This window comes from Polaromonas sp. P1_E1_2, from assembly GCF_056406035.1.
In genome coordinates this window covers 1-1,842 of sequence record NZ_JBFUAZ010000728.1, presented here as the reverse complement: position 1 = coordinate 1,842, position 1,842 = coordinate 1, and the positions used below count along the sequence as shown (strand labels likewise).

Genomic DNA, 1,842 nt, shown 5'->3' with positions numbered 1-1,842 from the left:
CCTCCGAGCTGACCTTGACCGCCGCCTGCATCAACGTGGCGATTTCACCGCGAAGGGCTTCCACCTCGTTCTTCAGGCGCTCTCTTACCTCTTCAATCGCCATGCCAGCGTAATGTGAATTGAGGAAATTGGCCGCTTCAACCAATTGGGACTGCGTGTAGTCCGCTTCGGTGAAGATGACCCGGTTTTGCACATCGCCGTCAGGCGAGACGATGATCACAAGAAAGCGTTTTTCGGACAGGCGCAGGAACTCGATATGGCGAAATACCGACGTCCGGCGTGGCGCCATGACGACACCCACGAATTGCGACAGGCTCGACAGCATGTGCGCCGCATTGCTGAGCACTTTTTGGGGTTGATCAGGTGCCAGTCGCGGCGCACCGATATGGCCCGACGACGACAAGGGGTCGCGCTGGGTGGTCAACATCGTGTCCACAAAGAGCCGGTAACCCCGCGCGGTAGGAATGCGCCCTGCCGAGGTGTGCGGGCTGACAATCAGGCCAAGCTCCTCGAGGTCGCTCATCACATTGCGTATGGTGGCCGGAGACAGTTCAAGGCCGGAAGCTTTCGAGAGCGTGCGCGAACCTACCGGCTGTCCATCGGCAATGTAGCGTTCAACGAGTGCTTTCAGCAGCAATCGGGCACGATCATCAAGCATGGTGCCATTCTACGAAGCTTCGGTTGCCATGTTGTGATGTAATTTGCCGATGAAGTCGCAATTTCGCCATGTCGCATTGATCGGCAAGTACCACGCACAAGGTTCCCGGTCAGCACTGGAGGAGATCGCACACTTCCTGGGCACCCAGGGTTGCGAGGTGGCGATCGAGCAGGACACCGCCAGCAACACCGGCCTGACCCGGTTCCCCACCCTTGACGCAGCCGGCATCGGCGCCCAATGCGACCTCGCCCTCGTCGTGGGGGGGGACGGCACCATGCTGGGTATAGGCCGGCTGCTGGCCCAATTCGGCATCCCCCTGGTGGGCATCAATCAGGGCAGGCTGGGGTTCATCACTGACATCGCCTTTGAGGACTACCAGAACACACTCATTCCCATGTTGCGTGGCGAGTATGAAGAAGATCGACGCTGGATGATGCAGGCCGAGGTCGTGCGTGACGGCAGGTGCGTCTTCAGCGCCACCGCCATGAACGACGTTGTCGTGAACCGCGGAGCGACCGCCGGCATGGTGGAACTCCGTGTGGAGGTGGATGGCCGCTTTGTGGCAAACCAGCGCGCAGATGGCCTGATCATCGCCTCGCCGACCGGCTCCACGGCCTATGCTCTTTCAGCGGGCGGGCCCTTGCTGCACCCATCGATTGCCGGCTGGGTGTTGGCGCCGATTGCACCGCATACCTTGTCCAACAGGCCCATTGTGCTGTCGGACTCGGGCGAAATTACCATTGAAATCGTCTCTGGCCGCGACGCCAGCGCCAACTTCGACATGCAGTCGCTGGCAAGTCTGTTGCATGGCGACCGCATCACCGTCAGGCGCTCCGAACACCAAATGCGTTTCCTGCACCCCAAAGGCTGGAGCTATTTCGACACGCTTCGGAGAAAGCTGCACTGGAACGAAGGCGTGGCCTGACCGGCCAGGATTCAAGTTATGAGCCTCAAAACCATATCGCTTCGCGACTTYGTCATCGTCCACAGGCTTGAGCTGGATTTGTCCGGCGGCTTTTCGGTGCTCACCGGTGAAACCGGTGCGGGCAAATCCATCCTGATTGACGCACTGCAGCTTGCTTTGGGCGCYCGAGCCGATGCCGGCGTRGTTCGCGAAGGCGCCGCACGCTGCGAAATCAGCGCAGAGTTTGACAGCCCCGCMGGCCTGGCCCCCTGGCTGGAAC

The 1,842-nt window shown here is 60.4% G+C and carries 3 protein-coding genes; 2 read left to right on the top strand and 1 reads right to left on the bottom strand.

Annotation, left to right across the window (positions count from 1 at the left end; translation table 11 throughout):
* On the bottom strand, nucleotides 1-658 hold a 658-nt coding region (hrcA, locus tag AC1D1P_RS22230), incomplete at its 3' end, for a heat-inducible transcriptional repressor HrcA (RefSeq protein WP_477674475.1).
* A 49-nt stretch (nucleotides 659-707) separates the two neighbouring features.
* On the opposite strand from hrcA, the gene AC1D1P_RS22225 reads away from it, so the two are divergent.
* Nucleotides 708-1,583: an NAD kinase gene (locus AC1D1P_RS22225; protein ID WP_477666678.1), complete on the top strand. Its 876-nt coding sequence runs from the start codon at nucleotides 708-710 to the stop codon at nucleotides 1,581-1,583.
* A gap of 18 nt (nucleotides 1,584-1,601) precedes the next feature.
* Nucleotides 1,602-1,842, top strand: a 241-nt coding sequence (locus AC1D1P_RS22220; RefSeq protein WP_477674474.1) for an AAA family ATPase, incomplete at its 3' end; no start/stop codon positions are given.